This window comes from Mycobacterium sp. NGS34, assembly GCF_059812845.1.
The window spans coordinates 23,353-34,518 of the sequence record NZ_JCALDM010000008.1; the positions used below are offsets into that span (position 1 = coordinate 23,353).

Genomic DNA, 11,166 nt, shown 5'->3' on the forward strand with positions numbered 1-11,166 from the left:
ATCAATCCGGTTGGGCGGCCACCGCTCCCTCAATTCACGTGCGCGTCGAGCGGCAGGGTGAGCCGGAACTGGGCCCCGCCCTCGCGCGGCAGACACGTCAGCTCTCCGCCATGCGCGCGCGCCAGCGCCCTGGCGATCGGTAGGCCCAGCCCGGCGCCGCCGTGGTCGCGGGCGCGCCCGGCGTCGAGGCGTACCAGCCGCTCGAAGATGCGGTCGCGCTCGTCGGCGGGAATGCCGGGGCCGGTGTCGGTGACGATCACCTCTGCCATGTAGTCGTCGGAGCGGAGCTCGATGTGGATGCCGCCGCCCGCGGGGGTGTACCTCCGGGCGTTGTCGAGCAGGTTGGACAAGATCTGGGCCAGCCGGGTCGGGTCGGCTTTGACCTCGAGTTCGTCCAGGCCGGTCCGGACGACCGTGACACGCGGCGCGAGCATCGCCGCCCGGTCGGCTTCGGCATCGAGCAAGGCGGCGAGGTCGACGTCCTGCAGATCCAGCGGCAGCCCGGCGTCGATGCGGCTCAGGTCCAGCATGTCGGCCACCAGGCGTCCGGCGCGGCGGGCGTCGGACAGCAACAGGCTGGCGCGGCGATACTGGCCGCGGGCCGCATCGTCGTGTTGATGCTGGCCGGCGTTGCTGACGAGCTGCTCGGCGGCTACCTGGATGCCGGCGATCGGCGTGCGCAGCTCGTGCGCGGCGTCGACGAGGAATCTCCTGGTCGCCGCCTCGGCGCGCTGCGCGGACTCGGCGGACTGCCGGGCCCGGTCCTCGGAGGCTTCCAGGGCGTCGAGCATGCCGTCGAAAGCCGCAGCCGCGCGGCCTAATTCGGTGCTCGGGCGGTCGGGACGCAGGCGCCTACCCCGGTCGCCGGTGGTGATGGATCGAGCCAGGGTGGTGAGCCGGTCGAGGGGACGCAGCGCGGCGCCGGTGACCAGGATGAGCAGCAGACCGGCGGCGGCGAGGATGGCCAAGCTCGCCACCACCATGACCTCGCGCAGCCGGCGCAGCAGCGCGGTCGTCTGGGTCGTGTCGGCAACCAGGATCACCTTTCCGCCGGTGTTCAGCGGGTGCACGACGACCGCGGCGGTGGCGTCCGGGGGCGGTGGCGGCGGTGGGCCCCACGGGGGCGGTGGTGGGGGCGGCCCCCACGGCGGAGGTGGCGGGCCCCACGGCGGCGGCGCGGGCGGCAGCTCGGTCGCCCCCGCCGTGGTGTCGGGGCTTATCGCGTGGTCGCCGTAGCTGGTTCCATCCGGGGTGATCAGCAGCGCGCGGATGCCGCCGCCACCGAGCTGCGCGACCAGGCGCTCGGGTGGAGTGTTGGCGGCGGCCAAGGCGTCCGCGCGCGCCGCCGTCGCCATCAATCGATCGTGCAGATCGCGGCGGGCCTGCGATCCGACGACCAGGTCGATCGCGACCCCGAGCACCACCAGCAGCACGGTGAGCAGGCCGAGCACCATCACGATCACCCGACGCCGCAGCGACGGTGTCCGCGTTGTCCCCGTCATGGCCGCACCGCCTGCAGGCGGTAACCGATGCCCCGCACGGTGTGCAGGACGCGCGGGCCGTGCGCCTCGAGCTTGCGCCGCAGCCCGCTGACGTGGACGTGCACCAGGTTGGCGTCGTAGGCGTCGTAACCCCACACCGCGTTCAGGATTTGGCCCGTGCTGACGATCCGGCCGCGCTGCTCCACCAGGAAGCCCAGCAGCCTGAGCTCGGTGCCGGTCAGCGCCAACGGGTTACCCGATCGCGAGGCGACTCCGGCCTCCAGGTCGAGGGTCAGGTCGCCGAATTGAACCGCCGAGGGCAACCGGCCGCCGCGGCGCAGCACCGCGCCGACCCGCGAGAGCAGCTCGGCCAGTTCGAAGGGTTTGACCACGTAGTCGTCGGCCCCGCCGTCGAGCCCCCGGATCCGATCCGGCAACCCGTCGCGGGCGGTGAGCAACACGATTCCGGCCCCGCCCCAGTCCCGGACCACGTCGATCAGCGCGAAACCGTCCCGGCCGGGCAGCATCACATCCAGGATCACCAGGTCGGGCCGGAAGCCCTCCAACGCGTCCTCGAGCCCGGCGCCGTCGGGGCGGACCGCGGTCACGTACCCGGCGTCGGTCAATGCCTCACCGACCATCTCGCGGATCGCCTCCGAATCCTCCACGACCAGCACCCGCGCCGCCGCCTGCCTGGTGGGGGTTCGATCGCTCATCGTTTCATTCTCGGGCTGCCGTCGCGCCGCCGTCTGAAGCGAACCTGAAGAAACCGCCCGACGCGGACAGTTTCAGTGACTGCATAATGCCTGCATCAATGCTAATCTGCAGGCATGGTGGCTATCACGATCCGGGGCGTTCCCGGGGACGTTCGCGACGAACTGGCCGCTCGTGCAGCCCGGTCGGGCCAGTCGCTACAGGAATACCTTCGCGGCCTGCTCGTCGCCACGGCGGACAAGCCAACACCACGGGATGTCATCGCCCGGGCCCGCGCCAGGGTCGACGCAACGCAAGCGCGCCTCGACGCGGCCGCCATCCTCGCGGCCAAGGACGCCGAGCGCCGGTGACCGGGCGTGTCGTCTGCGACGCGTCGGCGGTCATAGCCCTTCTGCTGGATTCGGGCGGCGACGGGCAATGGGCAACCGGGCGTCTGGCGGACGCGGAACTTTTCGCACCGACGTTGCTGCCCTACGAATGCGCCAACGTCATCAGGCGCGCGGAGCGCGGCGGGGTGATCGGGGCCGACCAGGCCGCTCAAGCGCACGCCGACCTGCTCGATCTGCCGATCGAGTTCTGGCCGTACGACGTGCTGGCGACGCGCGCTTGGGAGCTGCGGGCGAATCTATCCAGCTACGACGCCGCCTACGTCGCGCTCGCCGAGACCATCACGGCCCCATTGGTGACTTTGGACCGGCGGATCCTGCGAGCGCCGGGCATTACCTGTTCGGTGTCGATCCCCGAGGGCACGTCCGGACAGTAGCGTCCTCAGATACCCACATCCGACGACCAGGGGAACCAGCATGACCTCCAACGACACCAATCCCCCCGTCCGTCGCCACTCCACGCTCGTCGTAATCGGCGTGGGGCTGGTGGGTTTGGCGCTCGGCGCGATCGCCGCCTTCGCGATCACCGGATTGGTCTTCACGGTCCGCGTGCAGCTGCCCCCGCCGCCGTATCCGCCGCCCCTGGGGTCGAACGCGGCGCCCGGTTGCGTCTACCCGGCTCCGCCGTCGGGCACCACACCGGCGCCGACGCCCGGCGTCATACCGGCGCCGCCGCTGCCGCGCTGAGCCCCGACCAGGTCCGTTGAACCCAGCAACGGCTTGCCCGACACCTCCGGGGCGAAGAACAGGGTGATGGCGCCGACCAGCCCGGCGAACATCAGCATGTAGGCCGGCATCATCGGGTTTCCGGTCCCGGCGACCAGCGTCTCGGCGATCAGCGGGGTGGTGCCGCCGAAGGCCGAAACCGCGATGTTGAAGCCGATCGACACCGCGCCGTAGCGCACGTGGGTGGGAAACAGCGCGGGCAGGATCGCCGGTTCGAGGCTGCTCAGGAAGAGCATGGGCAGCCCGACCAGCGCCACGCCGGCGAACTTCGTCGGATACGCCCCGCCGAACCGCATCAACGCGAATGCCGGCAGCGACACCGCGATCAGCAGCCCGCAGCCCGTCCACATCAGCGGTTTGACGCCGATCCGGTCGGACAGCATCGCGACGAGGAGCACGCCGATCGTCAGGACGGCCAGCACCATCAGGACCATCACCAGGGCCGCGGTGTCCCCCACGCCCGCGGTCTTCTTCAGGTAGGTCGGCACGTACCCGCTGACCATGTAGCTGGTGTCGGTGACCGCGAGCTCGACACCGAGGCAGATCAGCAGCCCTTTCCACTGCCGCACGACCGTCAACGTGAATTGGGTGCGAACCGAGATAGGCAGCGCGACCTTGTGCACCTTCTCGTAACCGGGCGACTCGTCGATCCGCGAGCGCAGGTAAACCGCGACGAGGCCCAACGGCGCGGCCAGCAGGAACGGTATGCGCCAGCCCCAGGCCAGCATGTCGGCGCTCGGCAGGGCCGTCTGCAGCCCCGTCACCAGCACGGCGCCCACCACGAAGCCGGCCAGCGTCCCCACCGGCAGAAACCCGGCCAGCGTCCCGCGTTTGTGGTCCGGGGCGTGTTCGGCGATGAACGTCATCGCGCCCGCGTATTCGCCGCCCGAGGAGAGTCCCTGGCCGATGCGAATGACCGTGAGCAGGACGGGCGCCCAGATCCCGATGGCGTGGTAGCCGGGCAGCACACCGGTGGCGGCGCCGCACACCGCCATCAGCGAGATCGTCATCACCAGCACGGGCTTGCGCCCGATGCGGTCGCCGAGCGGGCCGAAGATGAACCCGCCCAGGGGCCGGACCACGAATCCCGCCGTCATCGTGCCGAACGTGGCGATCAGGTTGCCCGCCCCGGAATTGCCCCCGGGATAGAAGGTCTGCGCGAGGAGGGTGGCGACGAGGCTGAACAGGGTGAAGTCGTACGCCTCCATGAAGTTGCCGATGGCCGTGCCCTGGATAGACCGATGCGCCGCGCGCCTGTCGGCGGCGTGGACCTCAGCTTTTCGACTCATTGGGTAAATGACTTACCCGCAACGCTTGGCAACTAGTCCCGATCCGGGCCTTTCACCGTCATGGCCGCGAAAGTGGCCAAGAACGTGGCGGCGGGAAGGGCATTGACGACCTTGTCCCGTGCCCGGATGTGCGCGCCGACGGCCAGGGTGAAGTACAGCGTCAGCATCGCCGTCGTCAGCCTGGCCAGGCCGGGGAACCGGGTGACCGAGAGCAGGCCGACCGCCGCAGCCGCCTTGACGACCGGCAGCACGGGCCGAATCTCGTCCGGCACCCCCAGGTCGTCCAGAACCTTTTTGATCGGGGCCACCTGGACCCCGCAGGCCACCGCGTCGACGGCATGGAAGACGGCAAGCGCCGCATAGGTTTTCGGTGATGTCAGCGCGCTCATGCGGCCAGCCTATGGGGTCAACTCCGGCGGCGCCCCCGGCTGGCCGTCCACCGGCTGGCGGGCGATCGCCTCGGCCTTGGCCACCACCTGGGCGATCGCCGGGTCGGTTTCGGTGGAGAACCAGTCGGCCACTTCGGCGTCGTCGTCGGCGCTGTGCTTGGGCGCGTCCTCCACTGGGGACGGCTGGAACCGGAACACTCCGTCCTCGCCCGGGGCGCCCAGCAGCCTGGTGAAGCCCTGCAGCGCGGCGCTGAAGTCGCTGGGCACCACCCACACCTTGTTGGCATCACCGCGTGCCATCTCCGGCAGCGTCTGCAGGTACTGGTAGGCCAGCATCTCCGGGGTGGGCCGGCCGGCCTTGATCGCGGCGAACGTCTTCTCGATGGCCTTGGCCTGACCCTGCGCCCGCAGATAGGCCGCGGCGCGCTCGCCCTGCGCCCGCAGCATGCGGGACTGCCGGTCGGCCTCGGCGGCCAGGATCGCGGCCTGCTTGGCGCCCTCGGCGGCCAGGATCTGCGACTGCTTCTCACCCTCGGCCTGGGTAATCGCCGCCTGGCGACTACCTTCGGCCGTCAGGATCATCGCCCGCTTCTCCCGGTCGGCCTTCATCTGCTTTTCCATCGAGGCCTGGATCGACGGCGGCGGGTCGATGCTGCGCAGCTCCACCCGGGCGACCCGCAGGCCCCAGCGGCCCGTCGCCTCGTCGAGCACGCCGCGCAGCTGGCCGTTGATCATGTCGCGGGAGGTCAGCGTCTGCTCCAGGGTCATCCCGCCGACCACGTTGCGCAGCGTGGTCGTGGTGAGCTGCTCGACGCCGACGATGTAGTTGCTGATCTCGTAGACCGCCGCCTGCGGGACGGTGACCTGGAAGTAGACCACGGTGTCGATGTTGAGGGTCAGGTTGTCCTCGGTGATCACCGGCTGCGGCGGGAACGACACCACCCGCTCGCGCAGGTCCACGCGGGCGCGCACGCGGTCGATGAACGGCACCAGCAGCGTCAGCTGCCCGCTGACCGTGCGGCTGTAACGGCCCAGGCGTTCGATCACCGCGGCCTCGGCCTGCGGGATCAGCGCAACGGACTTCGCCACCACGACGATCCCAAAGACGATGATCACAAGCGCCACTATTAAAAGAGCAACCCCAGCCATCGTGCTTCCTCCTATTTTTCCAGAGGGATTACATGTCCTTGAACACCACCGCGGTGGCGCCGTTGATCTGCATGACCGTCACCCGGTCGCCGGGCTCGTAGACATCGTTGTCGTTGAGTGGCCGGGCCGTCCATACCTGGCCGTCCAGCTTCACCTGGCCCTCGTCGCGCGCGACGCGGTCCAGGACCAGCGCGCTCTTGCCCTCCAGCGCCTTGATGCCCGTCGGCAGGCCCTTCGCGGGCGTGAGCCGCCGCCGCAGCGCCGGCCGCACCAACACCAGCAGCAGCACCGAAACGACCACGAACACCGACGCGTCGGCCCAGAGCGGCAACCCCAGCAGCCAGGTGCTGCCCGCGGCGGCCAGCGCGCCCCCGGAAAGCATCAACAGGGACATGTCGCCGGTCAGCGCCTCCGCACCGGCAAGCACCAGCGCGAATATGAGCCAAATCACCGCGGCGGGCATGCGGTCAGAATACGCGTAATCCGCCTTTGCCGGACCAAACAACTACACTCCGAGATCATGTGGTGTCCGAGTGTCTCGCTGTCCCTGTGGGCCAACGCCTGGCTCGCGGGAAAGGCCGCGCCCGACGATGTGTTGGACGCGTTATCCCTTTGGGCGCCAAAGCAATCGGTCACCGCGTATGATGCCGTCGCGGCCGGGCACACGGGACTGCCGTGGCCCGATGTCCACGACGCCGGGACGGTCACGCTGCTGCAAACGCTGCGCGCGGCGGTTGGCCGGCCGGCGGTTTCGGCGGCCTCCGCGTGGCCAGGTCGTTTGCGGGGGACGATCAACTTGGTTCTGCCGGTGCCCGGGGACGTGCGCGGGCTGGCGGCGGGAACGCAGTTCGAGAGCGACGCGCTGGCCGCCGGCGAGGCGGTGATCATCACCGACCCCGACGATCCGACCTCCGCCGTCGGCCTGGTCCCCGAGTTCAGCTACGGCGACCTGGACGGGCCCGACGAGGACGCGAGCCTGCACGAATTGTGCGCGCTGTCCTGGACGGTGTACTCGCTGCCCGGCGCGGCCCCGCCGCACCCGTACGAGCTCGGCGACGCGGAATACGCCCTGCGGTCCGCCGTGCGCTCGGCCGCGGATGCGCTCGGCGCCATCGGGTTGGGCGCCGCATCGGACGTCGACGATCCGCGCGGGCTCGTCGAGCAGCTGCTGGAATCTGCACGGCAGCACCGCATTCCCGAGCATGCGCCGTCGCGCGCGCTGCGGGTGCTGGAGAACGCCGCGCACGTCGACGCCATCATCGCGGTCAGCGCCGGGCTGAGCCGGTCCGACTCCCCCGCGGACCGCATCGCCGCGGGGATCACCCAGTCGTCGTCGCAGGCACAGATCGCAACCGACGCGCTGCGCCCGCTGACCACGGTGGTGCGGTCGGCGCGGATGGCCGCGGTCGACGCGATCCTGCACTCGGCCTGGGCGGACTAATCCTGTTGCTGCGCCACGCAGTGCGGCGGGCGGCACGCCGCGCCGTTGACGCTGGCGAGGCACCCCGGCACGGGATCCCTTCCACCCACCCGATTCGGCGGACTGCCGTGCCGGAGCTCGTCGATCAGGTCGGCGGCGAGGCGGGCGAATCGCCTGTCGGCGTTGGGGGTTGCCGCGCGGGCGAAGGCCATGCCCGCGGCCTCGGCCTGTATTCGCAACTCGTGGTCGAGGTCCCACACCACCTCGATGTGGTCGGCGACGAACCCGATCGGGCAGACGATGACGGCCTTGGTGGTCAGCGTTGCAAGGTGGTCGCCCACGTCCGGCTCCAGCCACTGGACCTGGGGCGGTCCCGAGCGCGACTGCCAGGCCAGGTCGTAGTCGGTGTAGCCGGCGGCCGCCGCGACGAGCCTTGTGGCATAGGCGACTTGGCGGCTGTAGAGCCGGGGGCCGAAGCGGTCGTCGGCGGCCACCGGGACCGAGTGCGCGGTGAAGACCAGCCGCGCGTCGTCCGGCACGGTCTCGGCCGCGGCGGCGACTGCGCCGGCGAACATCTCGACGAAGAGCGGATGGTCGAAGTAGGGCCGTAGCTTCACCAATTCGGGCGCGCCCGGCCCGGCCACCCGGCGGGCGCGGGCGATGTCTTCGACGTACTGGGTGCAGCTGGAATAGCCGCTCCACGCCGACGTGGTGAACACCGCGGCACGGCGAACGCCGGTGTCGCGCATGGTGGCGACGGTGTCCTCGACGTAGGGCTCCCAGTTGCGGTTGCCGAAATACACCGGCAGATCCAGTACCGCGCGCAGCTCGTCCATCAGGGCGCGGTTGATGCCGTTGATCGGCGACACCCCGCCGAAATGCAGGTAGTGCTCGGCGACCTCGTCGAGGCGCTCGGGCGGCACGTTGCGGCCCCGCGTCACGTTCTCCAGGAACGGCCGCACCTGATCGGGCCCTTCCGGGCCGCCGAAGGACAGCAGCAGGACCGCGTCGAAATCCATTGGTGCTTAGAGCAACTGGGTGCTGGCGCCGCCGTCGGCGTAGATGATGGTTCCGGTGGTGGCCGGCAGCCACTCCGAAAGCAGCGCGCAAACCGTCTTGGCGACCGGCGTCGGATCCTTCATGTTCCAGCCGATCGGTGCGCGCTGGTCCCAGCCCTCCTCGAGCAGCTGCATCTGGGCCCCGGCCTCCTCGCCGAGGGCGCCGCCGACGATCGCGCTCATCGCCAGCGTCCGGATCGGGCCGGCCGCAACGAGATTCGAGCGCACGCCGTAAGGCCCGGCCTCGCGCGCCACGAATCGGTTCACCGACTCCAGCGCGCTCTTGGCCACCGTCATCCAGTTGTAGGCCGGCATCGCGCGCGACGGGTCGAAGTCCATGCCGACGATGGAGCCACCGGGGTTCATGATCGGCAGCAGCGCCTTGGCCAGCGAGGCGTACGAAAAGGCGGAAATGTGAATGCCTTTCGACACATCCTCGTACGGGGCGTCGAAGAACGGGTTGATGCCCATCCCGGTCTGCGGCATGAAGCCGATCGAATGCACCACCCCGTCCAGCTTGTTGCCCTCACCGATCTCGGCCGTCACCCGCTCGGCCAGCGTGGCCAGGTGCTTCTCGTCCTGCACGTCGAGCTCGATCAGCGGCGCCTTCTCCGGCAGCCGGTCCGCGATGCGCTGGATCAGGCGCAACCGGTCGAATCCGGTCAGCACCAGCTGCGCCCCTGCTTCCTGGGCGACCTTGGCGATGTGAAACGCGATCGACGAGTCGGTGATGATCCCGGAGACCAGAATCCGTTTGCCTTCGAGCAGTCCTGCCATGTCCGTCCTTCTACTAGTGGCCCATGCCCATGCCGCCGTCGACGGGGATGACGGCGCCGGCGATGTAGCTCGCGTCCTCGGACGCCAGGAAGCTGACCGCCCCGGCGACGTCCTCGGCGGTGCCGACCCGCTTGGCCGGGATGAATTCCAGTGCGCCCGCCTGGATCCGCTCGTCCAGCGCGCGCGTCATCTCGGTGTCGATGTAGCCGGGGGCGACCACGTTGGCGGTCACCCCGGCCTTGGACAGCTCGCGGGAGATCGAGCGGGCCATGCCGATCAGGCCGGCCTTGGCGGCCGCGTAGTTGGCCTGATTGCCGATGCCCCACATGCCGGACACCGACCCGATGAAGATGATGCGGCCGAACCGCTTGCGCTGCATACTGCGCGACGCCCGCTGGGCCACCCGGAACGCCCCGGTGAGGTTGGCGTTGATGACCTCGGTGAACCGCTCCTCGGTCATCCGGATCAGGAAGGCGTCTTTGGAGATGCCGGCGTTGGACACCAGCACCTCGACCGGGCCCTGGTGCTCCTCGACCTCCTTGAAGGCGCGGTCGACGGCGTCGTTGTCGGTGACGTCGCATTCGACGCCGAATAGCCCCTCGGGTGCCCCGGATCCGCGGTGCGTGATGGCCACCTTGTGCCCGTCGGCCGCCAGCCGCTGCGCGATCGCCAGACCGATCCCCCGGTTTCCGCCCGTCACCAGGACCGAACGGGATACAAATGCGGGTCTGCCGCCGTCGGTGGCTACTTCAGTCACCCGGCCAACCTATCGTCTCCCCGCGGCACGCCCGAAATCGCCTCGCTCTTCCCGCGAACCTAACCTGGCTGCGATTTCCGGGGTGGATTTTCGCAGTGCGGTTCGACTCGCGCAGTGATGTCGGTAACACGCAGCAGACTTCGTCCATGATCGAGCCCTTTCTGGGCAGCGAAGCCCTATCTGCGGGCACGCTGACGCCCTACCGGTTGCGCAGTCGGTACGTCGCGCTTCACAAAGACGTTTACGTGCCCCGCGATGTGGAGTTGACCGCGCAATTGCGCGCGAAGGCGTTGTGGCTACGCTCGCGCCGCCGCGGCATTCTGGCCGGTTACTCGGCTTCTGCGCTGCACGGTGCCAAGTGGATCAACGCGAGTCTTCCCGCCGCGATCATCGACACCAACGCCCGCCGCGAACCGCGCGTGCAAATCTGGGAAGACCGCATCGAGGCCGAGGAAGTCTGCGTCGTCGACGGTATGCGCGTGACTACACCAGAGCGGACCGCACTCGACCTGGCCAGTCGTTTCCCGCTGGACCCCGCCGTCGCCGCGACCGACGCGCTCATTCAGGCAACCCATCTGAAAATGGCCGACGTGGAGCAATTGGTCGATCGCTACCGGGGCCGACGTGGCATCAAAGCAGCCCGCGCCGCTCTCGAGCTGGTTGACGGCGGTGCGCAATCGCCCAAGGAGACCTGGCTACGCCTGCTGCTCATTCGCGCCGGATTTCCGCGTCCGCAGACACAGATCGCAGTCCGCAATGAATGGGGTTGGGCAGAAGCCTATTTGGACATGGGATGGGAGGATCTCAAGGTCGCGGCAGAGTATGACGGTGCACACCACGCGACCAATCGCTACCACTACCGAAAGGACATCCGCCGGCTCGAGATGCTCGAGCGTTACGGGTGGATCGTGGTCCGGGTAGTCGCCGAGGACCATCCCGAGGACATAATTCGCCGAGTAACCCAAGCGCGTGCGCGGCGAACCTAACCACACGGCGAGATCCGCGGCCGAAAATCGCTGC

General features: G+C 69.4%; 13 protein-coding genes and 1 pseudogene. 5 read left to right on the top strand and 9 right to left on the bottom strand.

Annotation, left to right across the window (positions count from 1 at the left end):
• Window positions 1–29 precede the first annotated feature (29 nt).
• Both AC5Y7V_RS20200 and AC5Y7V_RS20205 read right to left on the bottom strand, forming a co-directional pair.
• Entirely contained in the window at window positions 30–1,502 is a 1,473-nt protein-coding gene (locus tag AC5Y7V_RS20200) for a sensor histidine kinase (protein ID WP_499881817.1), read from the bottom strand.
• The gene (locus AC5Y7V_RS20205) at window positions 1,499–2,197 is read right to left on the bottom strand and encodes a response regulator transcription factor (RefSeq protein WP_499881818.1); all 699 of its coding nucleotides are present in this window, start codon (window positions 2,195–2,197) and stop codon (window positions 1,499–1,501) included. The genes AC5Y7V_RS20200 and AC5Y7V_RS20205 overlap by 4 nt, the downstream gene beginning before the upstream one ends.
• 114 nt (window positions 2,198–2,311) lie before the next feature.
• On the opposite strand from AC5Y7V_RS20205, the gene AC5Y7V_RS20210 reads away from it, so the two are divergent.
• The 3 genes from AC5Y7V_RS20210 to AC5Y7V_RS20220 are packed head-to-tail and all read left to right on the top strand — an operon-like array spanning window position 2,312 to window position 3,268.
• Entirely contained in the window at window positions 2,312–2,545 is a 234-nt protein-coding gene (locus AC5Y7V_RS20210; RefSeq protein ID WP_499881819.1) for a FitA-like ribbon-helix-helix domain-containing protein, read from the top strand.
• Window positions 2,542–2,958, top strand: coding sequence for a type II toxin-antitoxin system VapC family toxin (locus AC5Y7V_RS20215; RefSeq protein WP_499881820.1), 417 nt, complete (start codon window positions 2,542–2,544; stop codon window positions 2,956–2,958). The genes AC5Y7V_RS20210 and AC5Y7V_RS20215 overlap by 4 nt, the downstream gene beginning before the upstream one ends.
• 40 nt (window positions 2,959–2,998) lie before the next feature.
• Window positions 2,999–3,268 (top strand): hypothetical protein, encoded by a 270-nt coding sequence (locus AC5Y7V_RS20220; RefSeq protein ID WP_499881821.1) that lies wholly within the window; start codon window positions 2,999–3,001, stop codon window positions 3,266–3,268.
• Here the strand turns inward: AC5Y7V_RS20220 and AC5Y7V_RS20225 are convergent.
• Genes AC5Y7V_RS20225 through AC5Y7V_RS20240 form a run of 4 tightly spaced genes read right to left on the bottom strand, consistent with a single transcriptional unit; the run spans window position 3,193 to window position 6,597 of the window.
• Complete coding sequence (locus AC5Y7V_RS20225; protein ID WP_499881822.1) at window positions 3,193–4,596, bottom strand: MFS transporter; 1,404 nt, start codon at window positions 4,594–4,596, stop codon at window positions 3,193–3,195. The two genes, AC5Y7V_RS20220 and AC5Y7V_RS20225, sit on opposite strands and share 76 nt — an antisense overlap.
• Window positions 4,597–4,628: 32 nt before the next feature.
• Complete coding sequence (locus AC5Y7V_RS20230; RefSeq protein ID WP_499881823.1) at window positions 4,629–4,985, bottom strand: DoxX family protein; 357 nt, start codon at window positions 4,983–4,985, stop codon at window positions 4,629–4,631.
• Between the two features lie 9 nt (window positions 4,986–4,994).
• Complete coding sequence (locus AC5Y7V_RS20235; RefSeq protein ID WP_499881824.1) at window positions 4,995–6,134, bottom strand: SPFH domain-containing protein; 1,140 nt, start codon at window positions 6,132–6,134, stop codon at window positions 4,995–4,997.
• 28 nt (window positions 6,135–6,162) lie between these two features.
• On the bottom strand, window positions 6,163–6,597 hold the full coding sequence (locus AC5Y7V_RS20240; RefSeq protein ID WP_499881825.1) for an NfeD family protein: 435 nt from the start codon (window positions 6,595–6,597) through the stop codon (window positions 6,163–6,165).
• Window positions 6,598–6,654: 57 nt separating this feature from the next.
• Between AC5Y7V_RS20240 and AC5Y7V_RS20245 the strand changes: the two genes are divergently transcribed.
• Window positions 6,655–7,575 carry an Rv1486c family protein gene (locus tag AC5Y7V_RS20245; protein WP_499881826.1) on the top strand — a complete coding sequence of 307 codons (921 nt, stop codon included), beginning with the start codon at window positions 6,655–6,657 and terminating at the stop codon, window positions 7,573–7,575.
• Here the strand turns inward: AC5Y7V_RS20245 and AC5Y7V_RS20250 are convergent.
• From AC5Y7V_RS20250 to fabG1, 3 genes and pseudogenes are all read right to left on the bottom strand, one after another.
• Window positions 7,547–8,573 (bottom strand): annotated as a pseudogene (locus tag AC5Y7V_RS20250) (ferrochelatase); the annotation flags it as partial. The gene AC5Y7V_RS20245 and the pseudogene AC5Y7V_RS20250 sit on opposite strands and share 29 nt — an antisense overlap.
• Before the next feature lie 6 nt (window positions 8,574–8,579).
• A complete protein-coding gene (gene inhA / locus AC5Y7V_RS20255; protein ID WP_499881827.1) occupies window positions 8,580–9,389 on the bottom strand; it encodes an NADH-dependent enoyl-ACP reductase InhA in 810 nt (269 codons plus the stop codon).
• A 13-nt stretch (window positions 9,390–9,402) separates the two neighbouring features.
• Window positions 9,403–10,146, bottom strand: coding sequence for a 3-oxoacyl-ACP reductase FabG1 (fabG1, locus tag AC5Y7V_RS20260; RefSeq protein WP_499881828.1), 744 nt, complete (start codon window positions 10,144–10,146; stop codon window positions 9,403–9,405).
• A gap of 146 nt (window positions 10,147–10,292) precedes the next feature.
• Between fabG1 and AC5Y7V_RS20265 the strand changes: the two genes are divergently transcribed.
• Complete coding sequence (locus AC5Y7V_RS20265) at window positions 10,293–11,132, top strand: type IV toxin-antitoxin system AbiEi family antitoxin (protein ID WP_499881829.1); 840 nt, start codon at window positions 10,293–10,295, stop codon at window positions 11,130–11,132.
• The last annotated feature ends 34 nt before the right edge of the window (window positions 11,133–11,166 follow it).

Excerpts from the sequence above, each read along its gene's own strand:
- AC5Y7V_RS20200 (WP_499881817.1), bottom strand. The coding sequence starts at position 1,502 with ATGACGGGGACAACGCGGACACCGTCGCTGCGGCGTCGGGTGATCGTG.
- AC5Y7V_RS20205 (WP_499881818.1), bottom strand. The coding sequence starts at position 2,197 with ATGAGCGATCGAACCCCCACCAGGCAGGCGGCGGCGCGGGTGCTGGTC.
- AC5Y7V_RS20210 (WP_499881819.1), top strand. The coding sequence starts at position 2,312 with ATGGTGGCTATCACGATCCGGGGCGTTCCCGGGGACGTTCGCGACGAA.
- AC5Y7V_RS20220 (WP_499881821.1), top strand. The coding sequence starts at position 2,999 with ATGACCTCCAACGACACCAATCCCCCCGTCCGTCGCCACTCCACGCTC.
- AC5Y7V_RS20225 (WP_499881822.1), bottom strand. The coding sequence starts at position 4,596 with ATGAGTCGAAAAGCTGAGGTCCACGCCGCCGACAGGCGCGCGGCGCAT.
- AC5Y7V_RS20230 (WP_499881823.1), bottom strand. The coding sequence starts at position 4,985 with ATGAGCGCGCTGACATCACCGAAAACCTATGCGGCGCTTGCCGTCTTC.
- AC5Y7V_RS20235 (WP_499881824.1), bottom strand. The coding sequence starts at position 6,134 with ATGGCTGGGGTTGCTCTTTTAATAGTGGCGCTTGTGATCATCGTCTTT.
- AC5Y7V_RS20240 (WP_499881825.1), bottom strand. The coding sequence starts at position 6,597 with ATGCCCGCCGCGGTGATTTGGCTCATATTCGCGCTGGTGCTTGCCGGT.
- AC5Y7V_RS20245 (WP_499881826.1), top strand. The coding sequence starts at position 6,655 with ATGTGGTGTCCGAGTGTCTCGCTGTCCCTGTGGGCCAACGCCTGGCTC.
- inhA (WP_499881827.1), bottom strand. The coding sequence starts at position 9,389 with ATGGCAGGACTGCTCGAAGGCAAACGGATTCTGGTCTCCGGGATCATC.
- AC5Y7V_RS20265 (WP_499881829.1), top strand. The coding sequence starts at position 10,293 with ATGATCGAGCCCTTTCTGGGCAGCGAAGCCCTATCTGCGGGCACGCTG.